Origin of the sequence: Epilithonimonas hungarica (genome assembly GCF_900102265.1) — a bacterium.
Taxonomy (GTDB): domain Bacteria; phylum Bacteroidota; class Bacteroidia; order Flavobacteriales; family Weeksellaceae; genus Epilithonimonas; species Epilithonimonas hungarica.
The window spans coordinates 150,762-164,331 of record NZ_FNBH01000005.1; the positions used below are offsets into that span (position 1 = coordinate 150,762).

At 32.9% G+C, this 13,570-nt stretch carries 14 protein-coding genes; 13 read left to right on the forward strand and 1 reads right to left on the reverse strand.

Annotated elements, in window-relative coordinates:
* Positions 1–6: 6 nt before the first annotated feature.
* From BLT30_RS17270 to BLT30_RS17330, 13 genes are all read left to right on the forward strand, one after another.
* Positions 7–534 (forward strand): YceD family protein, encoded by a 528-nt coding sequence (locus tag BLT30_RS17270; protein WP_089874950.1) that lies wholly within the window; start codon positions 7–9, stop codon positions 532–534.
* 48 nt (positions 535–582) lie between these two features.
* On the forward strand, positions 583–786 hold the full coding sequence (gene rpmF / locus BLT30_RS17275) for a 50S ribosomal protein L32 (protein WP_027383684.1): 204 nt from the start codon (positions 583–585) through the stop codon (positions 784–786).
* A gap of 105 nt (positions 787–891) precedes the next feature.
* A complete protein-coding gene (gene accB, locus BLT30_RS17280; protein ID WP_089874952.1) occupies positions 892–1,368 on the forward strand; it encodes an acetyl-CoA carboxylase biotin carboxyl carrier protein in 477 nt (158 codons plus the stop codon).
* A gap of 104 nt (positions 1,369–1,472) precedes the next feature.
* Positions 1,473–2,831 carry an acetyl-CoA carboxylase biotin carboxylase subunit gene (accC, locus tag BLT30_RS17285; protein ID WP_089874954.1) on the forward strand — a complete coding sequence of 453 codons (1,359 nt, stop codon included), beginning with the start codon at positions 1,473–1,475 and terminating at the stop codon, positions 2,829–2,831.
* A 102-nt stretch (positions 2,832–2,933) separates the two neighbouring features.
* Positions 2,934–4,184: an ornithine--oxo-acid transaminase gene (gene rocD, locus BLT30_RS17290; protein ID WP_089875112.1), complete on the forward strand. Its 1,251-nt coding sequence runs from the start codon at positions 2,934–2,936 to the stop codon at positions 4,182–4,184.
* A gap of 31 nt (positions 4,185–4,215) precedes the next feature.
* Entirely contained in the window at positions 4,216–5,190 is a 975-nt protein-coding gene (locus BLT30_RS17295; RefSeq protein WP_175487229.1) for a glycosyltransferase family 9 protein, read from the forward strand.
* A 14-nt stretch (positions 5,191–5,204) separates the two neighbouring features.
* Positions 5,205–6,161, forward strand: a complete 957-nt coding sequence (locus tag BLT30_RS17300; RefSeq protein ID WP_089874957.1) for a WaaS/CpsH family glycosyltransferase — start codon at positions 5,205–5,207, stop codon at positions 6,159–6,161.
* A gap of 87 nt (positions 6,162–6,248) precedes the next feature.
* On the forward strand, positions 6,249–7,235 hold the full coding sequence (locus BLT30_RS17305) for a hypothetical protein (RefSeq protein WP_089874959.1): 987 nt from the start codon (positions 6,249–6,251) through the stop codon (positions 7,233–7,235).
* A 9-nt stretch (positions 7,236–7,244) separates the two neighbouring features.
* Positions 7,245–8,528, forward strand: coding sequence for a glycosyltransferase family 4 protein (locus tag BLT30_RS17310; RefSeq protein WP_089874960.1), 1,284 nt, complete (start codon positions 7,245–7,247; stop codon positions 8,526–8,528).
* Positions 8,529–8,554: 26 nt separating this feature from the next.
* The gene (locus BLT30_RS17315; RefSeq protein ID WP_089874962.1) at positions 8,555–9,802 is read left to right on the forward strand and encodes a glycosyltransferase family 4 protein; all 1,248 of its coding nucleotides are present in this window, start codon (positions 8,555–8,557) and stop codon (positions 9,800–9,802) included.
* Positions 9,799–10,941, forward strand: coding sequence for a glycosyltransferase (locus tag BLT30_RS17320; protein WP_089874964.1), 1,143 nt, complete (start codon positions 9,799–9,801; stop codon positions 10,939–10,941). Before BLT30_RS17315 ends, BLT30_RS17320 begins: the two co-directional genes overlap by 4 nt.
* A complete protein-coding gene (locus BLT30_RS17325; RefSeq protein WP_089874967.1) occupies positions 10,934–11,818 on the forward strand; it encodes a glycosyltransferase family 2 protein in 885 nt (294 codons plus the stop codon). Before BLT30_RS17320 ends, BLT30_RS17325 begins: the two co-directional genes overlap by 8 nt.
* Positions 11,811–12,695 carry a hypothetical protein gene (locus tag BLT30_RS17330; protein WP_089874969.1) on the forward strand — a complete coding sequence of 295 codons (885 nt, stop codon included), beginning with the start codon at positions 11,811–11,813 and terminating at the stop codon, positions 12,693–12,695. The genes BLT30_RS17325 and BLT30_RS17330 overlap by 8 nt, the downstream gene beginning before the upstream one ends.
* 90 nt (positions 12,696–12,785) lie before the next feature.
* On the opposite strand, the gene BLT30_RS17335 is transcribed toward BLT30_RS17330, so the two are convergent.
* Positions 12,786–13,541: a hypothetical protein gene (locus BLT30_RS17335; RefSeq protein WP_089874972.1), complete on the reverse strand. Its 756-nt coding sequence runs from the start codon at positions 13,539–13,541 to the stop codon at positions 12,786–12,788.
* Between the last annotated feature and the right edge of the window lie 29 nt (positions 13,542–13,570).

Consider the following 13,570-nt stretch of genomic DNA (forward strand, 5'->3'; position numbering starts at 1 on the left):
GTTTTTATGGACAGAATTAGAAACTATGACGTTGCCTTTATAGGCTTAAAACCGGGAAAACACGATTTCAAATTTGAGATCGGTCAAGAGTTCTTTGATTTATTTGAGACTGAGCAGGAATTTTTCAATCCAAAAATCATTGCTGATGTTCTTTTGGACAAGCATACTACTTTTTTGGAATTCTACATTAATGTTTCAGGGACCGTTCAATTGATTTGCGACATTAGCAATGATGAATTTTCTGAAAACATTGAAAATGATTTGAAGATTCTTGTAAAATTTGGAGAAGAATATGATGACAGCAACGAAGATGTCATTACAATCAACAAAAAAGACGGTGAATTCAATCTCGCTAATCTTATATATGAAGCAGTAGTTTTATCTATTCCGATGAAAAAACTGGCGCCATCCATAAGAGACAATGATGAATACCAAAAGATATTAGACCAATACAGTCCAAAAATAGTCGAAGAAAAAGAAGAAAGCACAGACCCGAGATGGGAAGCTTTGAAGAAATTAAAAGACAACAATTAAGAAATAACAACAATATAATTCGGTAAGAATTTTTAAAAAGTACTAACAATGGCACATCCTAAAAGAAGACAGTCGTCTACAAGAAGAGATAAAAGAAGAACACACTACAAAGCTGTAGTTCCTCAATTGGCAAAAGACGCAACGTCTGGAGAAATGCACTTATACCACAGAGCGCACTGGCATGAAGGAAAACTTTATTACAGAGGCAAGGTCGTATTAGAGAAAACAGTAGAAACTACAGAAGAAAACTAAGATCTATCTTTGATAATCTTATACTTAGCATAAAAAACCACTCGGATTTTATCAATTTGGGTGGTTTTTTATTATATTTGGCGTTCAAAACAATTTAAAAATTTTATGGATATAAAAGACATTCAGAATCTTGTAAGATTTGTTGCAAAGGCAGGTGTTTCCGAGGTGAAATATAAAAATAAAGACTTCGAGATCTATATCAAAACTCCGCTTGGAGGCGAAGCTGTAAGTTACGTAACTCCGCAAGTTGCTTACCAAACCCCGGTTTCTGCACCTGTTGCAAATCCAGGTTCTGCACCTGTTGTAAATTCTGATGCAGCTAGTTCTGCAGATGAAAGCAAATATATTACTATCAAATCTCCAATGATCGGGACATTCTACAGAAAACCATCCCCAGACAAAGACGTTTTCGTAAACGTAGGAGATTCTGTAACAGAAGGAAAAGTGGTTTGTGTAATAGAAGCAATGAAACTTTTCAACCAGATCGAGTCAGAAATTAGCGGAAAAATTGTAAAAATATTGGTAGAGGATTCTTCTCCTGTAGAATATGACCAACCGTTATTTTTAGTAGACCCATCATAATTTAGTTAGAAGTTAGAAGTTAGAAATTAGAAGTTAGACCACTAACTTTTAAGTTTCGTACTCATAATCTAATTAACTAATCATCTAATTAACTAATTAAAATTATGTTCAAAAAAATATTGATCGCAAACCGTGGTGAGATCGCAATGCGAATCTTGCGTACGGCAAAAGAAATGGGGATAAAAACTGTTGCAGTGTATTCTACAGCAGACAAAGACAGTCTTCATGTTCGTTTTGCAGACGAGGCAGTTTGCATCGGTCCTGCAATGAGCAAAGACTCATATCTAAAAATCCCTAACATCATTGCAGCTGCAGAGATCACTAATGCAGACGCAATCCATCCTGGTTACGGGTTTCTTTCAGAGAATGCAAATTTCTCAAGGATCTGTGCAAAAAATGGAATCAAATTTATTGGTGCAACTCCTGAGCAGATTGAAAAAATGGGCGATAAGGCTACGGCCAAAGCGACCATGAAAGAAGCCGGAATTCCTTGTGTCCCAGGCTCTGAAGGTTTGATCGATTCTTATGAGGATGCCAAGAAGACCGCAAAAGAAATCGGCTATCCTGTGATGATCAAAGCTACCGCCGGTGGTGGTGGAAAAGGGATGAGGGCCGTTTGGAAAGAAGAAGACCTAAAAGGGCATTGGGATTCTGCAATTCAGGAAGCAGTTGCTGCTTTCGGAAATGGCGGAATGTACATGGAAAAACTAATCGAAGAGCCTAGACATATTGAGATCCAGATTGCTGGAGATCAATTTGGGAAAGCTTGCCACCTTTCCGAAAGAGATTGCTCTATCCAAAGAAGAAATCAGAAATTGATTGAAGAAACGCCATCTCCTTTCATGACGGACGAACTTCGTGAAAAGATGGGTGCTGCTGCTGTAAAAGCTGCGGAATATATCGGATACGAAGGTGTTGGAACTATCGAGTTCTTGGTAGATAAACACAGAAATTTCTATTTCATGGAAATGAATACCCGAATCCAAGTAGAACATCCAATCACTGAACAAGTCGTTGATTACGATTTAATTCGTGAGCAGATCCTTCTGGCAGCAGGTACGCCAATCAGTGGAAAAAATTACTATCCAAAAATGCACGCCATTGAGTGTAGAATTAATGCTGAAGATCCTTACGCAGATTTCAGACCCTCTCCCGGAAAAATTAAAGAACTTAACATCCCTGGCGGGCACGGCGTAAGAGTTGACACTCACGTTTATTCTGGATACACGATTCCTTCCAATTATGATTCGATGATCGCAAAATTAATCGTAACGGCTCAAACAAGAGACGAAGCAATTGCCAAAATGAAGCGTGCTTTGGAAGAATTCTATATCGAAGGTGTGAAAACCACGATTCCTTTCCACAGACAACTATTGGAAAATGAGGATTTCCTTGCTGGAAATTACACGACCAAGTTCATGGAAGATTTTGTTATGGATAGAAATTTTGATAATCATATCTAGAAAGATCATTAATAAATATATAAAATGCCTGACTTTGAAAGTTAGGCATTTTTATTAGCTATGATTGATATCAAATTTATTATTTTTGTAAAAAATAAAAGTATGTCGACAGCAATTCAGGAAAAGGATTCTCAATATTTCATCGAACTCGAGAATCAGTATGGTGCTCATAATTATCATCCGCTACCCGTAGTTTTGGAAAAAGGCGAAGGTGTTTTCGTTTGGGATGTTGAAGGTGAGAAATATTACGATTTCCTTTCCGCATATTCTGCTGTCAATCAAGGACATTCTCATCCAAAAATTGTGGCGGCATTGGTAAATCAGGCCAAGAAACTAGCGCTGACATCAAGAGCGTTTTATAATTCAAATCTTGGAGAATACGAGAGAAAAATCACAACTCTTTTTGGGTTTGATAAAGTACTTCCAATGAATTCCGGCGCTGAAGCTGTAGAAACGGCTGTAAAATTAGCACGAAAATGGAGTTATGAAGTAAAAGGTATTGCAGAAAATGCTGCAAAAATAGTAGTCTGTGAAAATAACTTCCACGGAAGAACGACAACTATTGTTTCCTTTTCAAATGATCCAGACGCCAACCAAAACTATGGACCTTTTACACCCGGATTTATAAAAATACCTTACAATGATTTAGCTGCTTTAGAAGAAATTTTTAAAAATGAAGCTAAGAATATTGCGGCATTTCTAACAGAACCAATCCAAGGAGAAGCTGGCGTTTATGTTCCAGACGAAGGATTTTTGAAAGGCGCTTCGGAGCTTTGTAAAAAATATAATGTTCTTTTCATAGCTGATGAAGTTCAGACGGGAATCGCAAGAACCGGAAAACTGATAGCTTGTCATCACGAAGATGTTCAGCCTGATATTTTGATTCTTGGAAAAGCACTTTCAGGTGGTATGTATCCTGTTTCTGCAGTCTTGGCAAATGACGGAATCATGAATGTCATCAAACCTGGACAACATGGTTCTACGTTTGGAGGAAACCCGATTGCCTGTGCTGTTGCTGTTGCAGCTTTGGATGTTGTAGAAGAGGAAAAACTTTCGGAAAGAGCTGAAGAACTTGGACAACTTTTCCGTTCGGAAATTGAAAAATTGATTCAGAAAACAAGTTTAATTACTAAAGTAAGAGGAAAAGGCCTTTTGAATGCAATTCTTATCAATGATACGCCAGATAGCAAAACTGCCTGGAATCTTTGTGTAAAGCTAAAAGAGAATGGTTTACTAGCGAAACCTACTCATGGAAATATTATTAGATTAGCACCACCACTGGTCATTACTGAGGAACAACTTTTGGATTGTGTGAAAATTATCGAAAAAACATTTTTGGAGTTCGGTAATTAGAATGAAGATATTGGTCATACAGAAAAAATTTATGGGTGACGTTCTCGTTACAAGTACAATTTTACCATTATTGAAAAATAAATTTCCAGATTCTGAGATAAGTTTTCTGTTAGAAGAAAAACACGCTCAGATTTTGGTTGGGAATCCGTACATCGATCATTTTATTTTTTTTAAAGACAGTTTTCATAAAACCTTATCAGAGGTAAAAAATCAGAAATTCGATATCGTTATTGACCTTTACTCCAAAATAGAAACTGGAATCCTGACTTTACTTTCCGGAGCAAAAACACGGATTGGATTTTTCAAAAATTACACTCAGTTTTTGTATAATTTCCCGGTAAAAAGGGCAACAAATTTAAAATCAAAAAACACAACATTTGGGATTGAGCATCGATTACAAATGTTAGAACCTTTGGGTATCGATTTTCAAGAAACATTCCCGAAAATTTATCTTTCAGAAGAAGAAATAGAAAACGCACATAGAATCCTTTCAGAAAATGGTTTGTCTGTTGATGATAATCTGATCATGCTGAGTACATTCGGTAGTTCAGAAGAAAAAACCTATCCGATCGAATATATGGCGGAGGTTATTAAGTATATTTTTCAATGCAAACCAAATTCGAAACTGCTTTGCAATTATATGCCTTTTCAAGAGGATCTATTTGAAGAATTATACAATCAACTTCCAGAAGATGTAAAAAAATTGGTCATAAAAAATTTTCGCACCAAAAGCTTAAGGGAATTTGCTGCAGTAGCTAGTCTTTGCAAATGTTTGATTGGAAATGAAGGAGGTGCAACTAATGTGAGTAAATCTTTGAAAATCCCTACATTTACTATATTTTCACCACAAATTCAATTAGAAGATTGGGCTTGGACAAGTAATCCAAAAATGGACAGATTTTTGCATGTAAAGGATTTTATCCCAAATTCGGAAAGCTATTCGGATTTCAAACCAAACTATTTTGAGAAAGAATTGAAAGAATTTTTGGACAAAACTATATCATAAGAATAGAAGGCAGAATGCACGAAGACAAAAAAAATATACTTCTTATTACCTTTGACAACTGGGGTTACAATCAATACATCGCAGATGCGTTGGAGAAAAAATCATATCGGGTAAAGCACGTCAACTTTCATAGTTTTGAGTATACTTACCCAGATTTTACTCATAAGGCTTTTAATTTTATTACAAAAAATCTAGGTATCGTAAATCTTAAGCACATTCATTATAATGATATTATTACGGATGAAATTAAGAATATCAATAATATAGATACTGTTATCTACATCAAAGCTGATTTTTTATCCAAACAAACTATTGAAACAGTCAATCAAAAGGCTAAAAAGTCTGTTCTCCTCATTAACGATTCTATCAACAGATATCCGAATACGAAAAATATTCTTGGCTTATTTGATAAAGTTTTTTCTTTTGAAAGGAAAGACTGCGACAAATATGATCTGATCTTCAAACCAAATTTTATTTATAAAACGATTGATAGAATACCAAAACATTTTAAATACAAAGTTTTCAACATAAGCTCTTATGACAAGAGATTTCCGGTAATCAAGAAAATTGCAGAGGCTTTGTATGATCTTAACATCAAGAGCAAGATCGTTATTTTCTCTTCCAAAGAGAACAATGATCCCTATTTGGAGTTTTCAAAATGTACATTATCGATTTCTGAGATCAATGCTTTGATGGAGGAATCGGAAATAATCCTTGATGTCAATAGAAATCAGCAAGAAGGCTTAAGTTTCCGTGTTTTTGAGAGTCTGGGGCTAAAGAAAAAATTGATCACGACCAACACCGACATTGTGACCTATGATTTTTATAATCCGGAAAATATATTTGTAATCGAGGATGTAGACAATATAAAGATCCCGCAATCTTTTCTGCAATCACCTTATAAGGTTATCCCTCAAGAGATTTTGGATAAATATCTGGTAGAAAACTGGGTGGATGAATTGATAAATTAAACTGTTGTGATTTTCAAAATTATATGCTATTATAGCTGATAAATTTGGCAAGGTTTTGTTATCAAATTTTCATCAACTCTTTCCTTAATGATCTCGTATAAAAAAACATCAAAAATTGTCATCTTCTGTCCTCCGAAAAAAGTAACAGGCGGACCGGAAGCCTTGCATCAATTATCTAATAAATTGATCGAGTTGGGTGTTGGAGACGTTTTTATGCGATATATCCCTAAACGGACAAACGCCAAAGCAAAAAACTACAACATATATAAAACCAAAGAGATCTCCTTTATTGAAGATAATCCTGACAATATTCTGATCATTCCGGAATCTATGACTTTTCTGGTTAAGAGATTTCCCAAAAGTCAAAAGATCATATGGTGGTTAAGTGTAGATTTTTACAAAATTTTGATGGACCATAGAATTAGAAAACAAAGTTTTTTGACAAAGCTTTTCTATAAACAGGATGACAAAGAGTATCATTTTGAATCGTTTCCAAATGTTTTTCATTGGGCACAATCGTTTAGGTCCAGTTTGTATTTGAAAAGTCATAAAGTTCCAGAGAATCAGATAGATTTTGTTTGTGATTACATCAATCCAAGCTTTCTGAAAAACTCTGATCAGATCCAAAAAGACCTTTCCAATAAAAATATTTTATACAATCCTAAAAAAGGGAAGGAAGAGATTGCGGAATTAATCAAAAATTCTCCGGAGCTCACTTGGATTCCTATCCAAAACATGAATGCTGAAGAGATAAAAAACCTGATGGCAAAATCTCTGTTATATGTAGATTTTGGAGAAAATCCGGGAAGAGATAAAATGCTAAGAGAATCGGTTTCACAAGACTGCTGCATCATTTCTGGAAAAAATGGTTCATCTGCATATTATGAAGACCTGATGATTCCCGATGAGTATAAATTTGATTTCAGTAATGATAATATTCCTAAGATCTTAAATAAAATAAAAGACGTTCTTGAGAATTATCCTGAACATATTTCTTATTTTAAAACTTATAAGGACAAAGTTCTGAATGAAGAAATTGATTTTGAAAAAAAATTAAAAGAAATTTTTATATGAAAATTTGCTATGAGTGAAGAAAAGCAAAAATTTGGAGTAAATATGTCTGGACTTTTCAACGCCGAAATTGGTTTTGGAGAAGCTATCCGTAATAATCTTAAAGCATTAGAAAAAGTAGGAGTTCCTGCAAAACCTATCAACTTCAATATGCAACTCGGTCATAGATTAAACGATAATTCTGTGAACTTTGATGACAATATAAATGATTATCCTGTCAATATCGTTCATGTTAACATGGATACGATATGGAGTTTTTTAAAAGAAAAATCTTCTGAATTTTTTGAAAACAAATATAATATTGGATATTGGGCTTGGGAAATGGAAGAATTCCCAGATGAATATGTAGAATATTTCAAATATTATGATGAGATTTGGACCTGCTCAAAGTATTGTCTTGATTCTATGTCTTTAAAATCCGACATCCCCGTTATTAACATTCCTCATGCAATCGATATTGATAAAAAGGATATAAATGAAAACTTCGAGACCGACCTTACTGGTGAATCTTATCATTTTCTTTTCATTTTTGATTACAACAGTCTCATTGAGCGTAAAAATACGTTAGCAGTTATAGATGCTTATGAAAAAGCTTTTGGCAAGGATAATGGAAAGGTAAAACTTGTTCTCAAAACTTCTATTCCAGGAAGTCATCTTTCAAAAGCAAGAAGCCAAGTAAAAACAAGAATTGGCAACAATAAAAGCATTATTTATAAAGAAGAAATGCTGAGAAGAAATGATTTGTTGGCCTTAATGAACAAAGCCAATTGTTACATTTCCCTACATCGTTCGGAAGGTTTCGGTCTCACAATGGCCGAAGCAATGGCACTCGGTAAGCCGGTCATTGCAACAGGTTATTCTGGCAATCTAGATTTCATGAATATCAATAATTCATTTTTGGTGAAATATAAAATGATAAAACATGAGTATGATTTGAGCGTTTTACCAAAAAACAATTATTGGTCTGATCCCGATACGGATCATGCAGCAGAATTGATGAAATTTGTATTTGAAAACCAGAGCTATGCCTCTGAAATAGGAAAGAAAGCAAAAGAAGATATTCAAAATTATTTTTCATTGGACGCAATAGGCAAAAAAATGAAAAAAAGGTTGGAAATTATTGAAAATACAATTTTGAAAGAAAGAGATAATCAAGAAGTAAAAAACAATCTGATCAAATTATTGAGTGAAAACAAGATTTTACAGAAAAGAGTGACATATCTTGAAAAAGGTTTTTATAATAAGGCTAGAAAAAAAATAAATGAAATTCTAAAAAAAATAAAAGGCAGGAATTAATTCCCCTTGGTTTACCTATTTTAATCATGAAAGAAAAAATTGCAATAGTTGTTCAAAGATATGGTTTGGAAATAAACGGAGGGGCTGAGCTTCATGCGCGATTGCTTGCTGAAAAATTATCTCCTCTTTATAATACTGAAGTCATTACAACTTGTGCAATAGAATATGAATTTTGGGATAATTATTATCCTGAAGGAACGGAACTCATCAATGATATTAAAGTAAGAAGATTCAAAACATTAAAAAAAGATTTAAAAAGATTTAATCAGCTTAGCAAAATTGTTCAAAATATTTATAGATACAGTACGAAAAATTTAAATTTTTTAAATTTTCCTTACTTACTCTACAAACGAATAAAATACAATAAAAAAGCAATCGATTTTAATGAATGGCTGGAAGCACAAGGCCCTTACTCAAGTGATTTAATTGATTTTATAAAAGAAAAAAAAGAAGATTATAATGCATTTATCTTCTTTACTTATCTTTATCACCCTACCAATATTGGAATTAAAGAAATAGCTGAAAAAAGCATTCTAATTCCTACAGCTCATGATGAACCCCAATTCTATCTTGATGGTTATGCTCAATTGTTTTCCAGTCCAAAATTTATTTTTTATAATACCCAAACAGAAAAAGATCTGGTGGAAAAAGTCTATCCCCAGACAAAAAAAATAGAATCCGAAATCGCTGGAATTGGATTTGATGATTATGATACAACAACAAGCAAATTACCTGAATACCTTTCTCCCAAAAAATATTTTATTTACATAGGAAGAATTGTAGAAGATAAGGGTTGTGTTATGATGATCGAGTATTTTAAAAATTTCAAAAAGGCAAACTCAAAATATCTAGATATAAAATTAGTATTGGTCGGCAAAAATTCTCTTGATAAAAAAACAATTCTTGGGGATGATATAATCCTAACAGGATTTGTAGACCACACTTTAAAAAACACATTGCTTGCAAATGCCTCCGCCCTTATAATGCCCTCATTTTACGAGAGTCTCTCTTTGATAACATTGGAATCTATGTTATTGGAAGTTCCTGTAATTGTAAACAAAGCATGTGAAGTCTTATATTCTCATATCAAAAAAAGCGAAACAGGAAAAAGCTTCACTAATAGTTTTGAATTTTCCCAAGCTCTTATTTACTATATTGAACACAAACAAAATGATTTAATTTTAGAGGGTAACAAAGCCAAAAACTATGTGTTAGAAAATTACTCATGGAATGCTATCATAAACAAATACAATTCAGCCATTAAATCTTTATGACAAAAAAAATTCTATTTTTTTTCCCGGAAAATCCATTTTCTAGCCGAGCTGGAAATGTAACTAGAGCAAAGACAACACTTTCTATTTTAAAAAAATTAGGAAATCATATTGATCTGGTAGGTGTAAGTGAAATCTACAGTGAACAAAATGACACCACAGAAGTCAATTCGGATATTGTAGATAATTTGTTTTTAATTAGGCAAAGACCACCAAAAAAAAAGACTTCTTTGGATTATTGGGAACATAAAATTTTACAAAATTTTACAAAACCTAATCCGTATAATTTTGCATTGACAAATTTTGCAAAGAAAGAATTCGTGGAAATTTTTAACAAGGGCAAATATCATATTATTATCATCAATTATGAATTTTGGACAGGATTAATCGACGATGTATCAATGAAAAACACTAAAAAAATTATTGATACACATGATTGGATCACACTAAATGAATTTTATAAAAACAAATCATTAGATATTGGCAAACGTTTTAATGAAGAAATAAATAATCTCTCAAAGTTTGATAAAATAATAACAATATCAGAGGACGAACATATTGTTTTTAAAAGATTTTTAGGAAAAAAAGTAATAAATATACCTCCTTCTTTTCCTGCCCATTTTGAAACTAATCTTAAGAAAAAATACGATTTAATTTTTGTCGGTTCAGAAAATATTTTCAATATAAAATCGATGCAATGGTTCTTTGAAAATGTTTATCCTTTCTTACCAAAAAATATTAACATTGTAATTATCGGAAGAATCTGCAGGCGCATTGAAAAAAAGACCAATGTGGAATTAATAGAGTTTGTAGAAAGCTTAGAGGAATATTATGGACAGTCTAAAATCGCTATCTGCCCAATGTTGGAAGGTACTGGCATTAAAATCAAAGTGATAGAAGCTCTTTCTTACGGGCTTCCTATAGTAGGAACCGAACGATCGATTGACGGCTTCTCATCAAAGTTATCAAATGGATGTTTAGTGGCGGATGACCCCGAAAAATTCAGAGACAACATAGTTTCTTTATTGGAAAATAAACCCTACTATGATGAGATAAAAAAAGATGCGGAAAGATATTTTAATAATAATTTTGATGAACAAAATGCAGAAAAAAAATGGAAAAAAACTTTAAGCGATGAATGACCTGGCGATTATCATACTGAACTATAATTCTTTTGACGACACCAACAGAGAAATCAATTCTTTATTAAATGAGAATTTCCCGGAAAAAGCGATCTATGTCGTAGACAATAATTCTAAAGACAAAGAGCTGATAAAAGAACTAGGGTGTCAAAAAAATGTGAATATCATTCTCAGTGATCATAACGGTGGCTATGCCTATGGTAACAACTTGGCAATAAAAAAAGCAATTGAAGATGGAAAGAATTATTTCCTATTATTGAATCCTGATATTGAAATATCAGTAGACAACATTAAAAGATTATATGACAACTTAAGGGAATTTACCAATATTGGCATAATAGGACCTAGGATCTGCTATAGAAATGACCGTAATAAAATATTTTCAGATGGTGGCTTATTGTTCCCTGAACAAGGTTTTATGGGCGGACATACTAATTCTGAAGAAGATAAGAGAAATGTAATAACACAACATTTTAATTACAATATAAATTATATTGACGGGAGTGCCCTTATGTTCAGAAAAGAAATAATAGATGAAATAGGATCGATGAATGAAGATTTTTTCATGTATTATGAAGAATCTGAGTGGTGTATGCGCCTTCTCAAGAACACAAAATGGAAAATAGCAGTCAACACAAAATGTGAAGCTTATAATATTGCAAGCAATAAAGGCAGCTTTTATGAATATTATATGACCAGAAATCGCATTTGGATTTGTCGATTATATAACGGAAATATAAATTATGTCACCAAAGAAAGATGGAGACTTACAAGAAAAGCTTTGAAAAAATTAAAACTTTCTTTAGCAAAAGCTTACATAAAAGGAATATTTGATGGGCTATATACCAAATTGGAATTAAAAATAAAACATGAGTAACAAAAAAAGCGTTATTAAGGTCGGGTATCTTCTATCTTATGACTATTCCTATATCTTCACATCTCTTGAGCACATTTATGAGTATGCAGATCATATCGTAATAAGCTATGATGCTAATCATAAAACTTGGGCTGGTAATGAGATCCATATTCCAGAAAATGTTTTCATTGATATAAAAAAACTCGACACCGAGAATAAAATTGTATTGTATAAAGATGCTTTTTATATAGATGGAATGCAGCCAATGGACCTGGAAACCAGACAGAGAAATATGATGGCGGAGAAAATGGGGGCGGGTGGCTGGCATATTCAAATGGATGGAGATGAATATGCTTATGATTTCAGAATGTTAACTCAATTTTTACGAAAAAATAAATATTTACTAAGAAAACCTGCTAAGACACCCATAAATTTCCAAGTAAATTTTGTTACCCTATTTAAGCAGAATAATGAAGGCTATTTTGTCATAGTTCCATTTGAAGAGAAATGTATGCTCATTACAAACACTCCTAAGTATGCATATGCCCGAAATACCAATATTGGCAGAATTCTTCCCTTGGATTATTATCTAATTCATCAATCTTGGGCAAGAAATGAAGATGAAATTTCAGAAAAAATAAATAATTGGGGACATAAAAATGATTTTGACACTTCAGAATTCTTTGATAAATGGAAAGAGATTGATTCTGACAATTATAAAAATTTCGCAGATTTCCATCCTTTATATAAGACTTTATGGAAAGAGCTGTCTTTTTTTCCTTCCAAAAACATCAATGATTTTATATCTTCTTTTTCTAAAAAACACATACAGAAGAAACAATATTTGAAGTTATCCTTAACAAAAAAAATAAAACTTTATATAAGAAGTTTGTTCTAATGTTTCAGGATATTTTATACAGAAAAGGTAGTATTTAATTAATACTGCTGCAATAATCATTATCAAGATTATTTGAGAGCCCGAGTCGCATTATTTATTTTTATCCCAAAGAGCAATGCCTCTAGCATCATAAATGACCAGATTACCGTCATTCTGTATGGATATTTTTTGTGCATTTGTACCTTCGGTATTGGTGTAAAATACTGGGCGGTCCGCATTATTATACACTACCAGATTTCCATCATTTTGAAACTCTGCCCTGTTTCCATAACCATCCGTTTTACTGGACCATAGTGGCGTTTGGCTAAATTTGCTGTATAAAACAAGGTTTCCGTCATTCTGGAAGGTTATATAATACTTCATATTTGTAGAATAAAGTTTTTTGTTTTTTTCAAAAACATATCCTTTATATATGGTTCCATTTCTATAATTACCATTGTTGCTGGAACCACTCCCATTTTCCGTAGAAGTTTGCGAAGCCCAGAGCGCCGTACCATTACGGTTATAGATAACAAGATTTCCATCAGTCTGCATATCCATTCTTATTGCGTTCTTATTATTAGTATTAGAGCTAAAGACCGCATTTGCAGAAGAATCATAGACCACAAAATTCCCATCCATTTGAAACACTGCTTTCTTCCCTTTTCCATCAGTCCTAGAGCTCCATTGTGCAATATTATTTCTATTCAGTATCACCAAATTTCCGTCATTCTGAAACACAACCTTATATTTTCTATCTGAAGAACTGTATATCTGCCCCATTACTAGATTTGTTCCAAGACCAAAACTTTGTGCAATAAATTGGGTGCTTATTATAATAAGTAAGAAAACAAATGTTTTTTTCATAGTATTTTGATTTGTTATCAAATCTATCA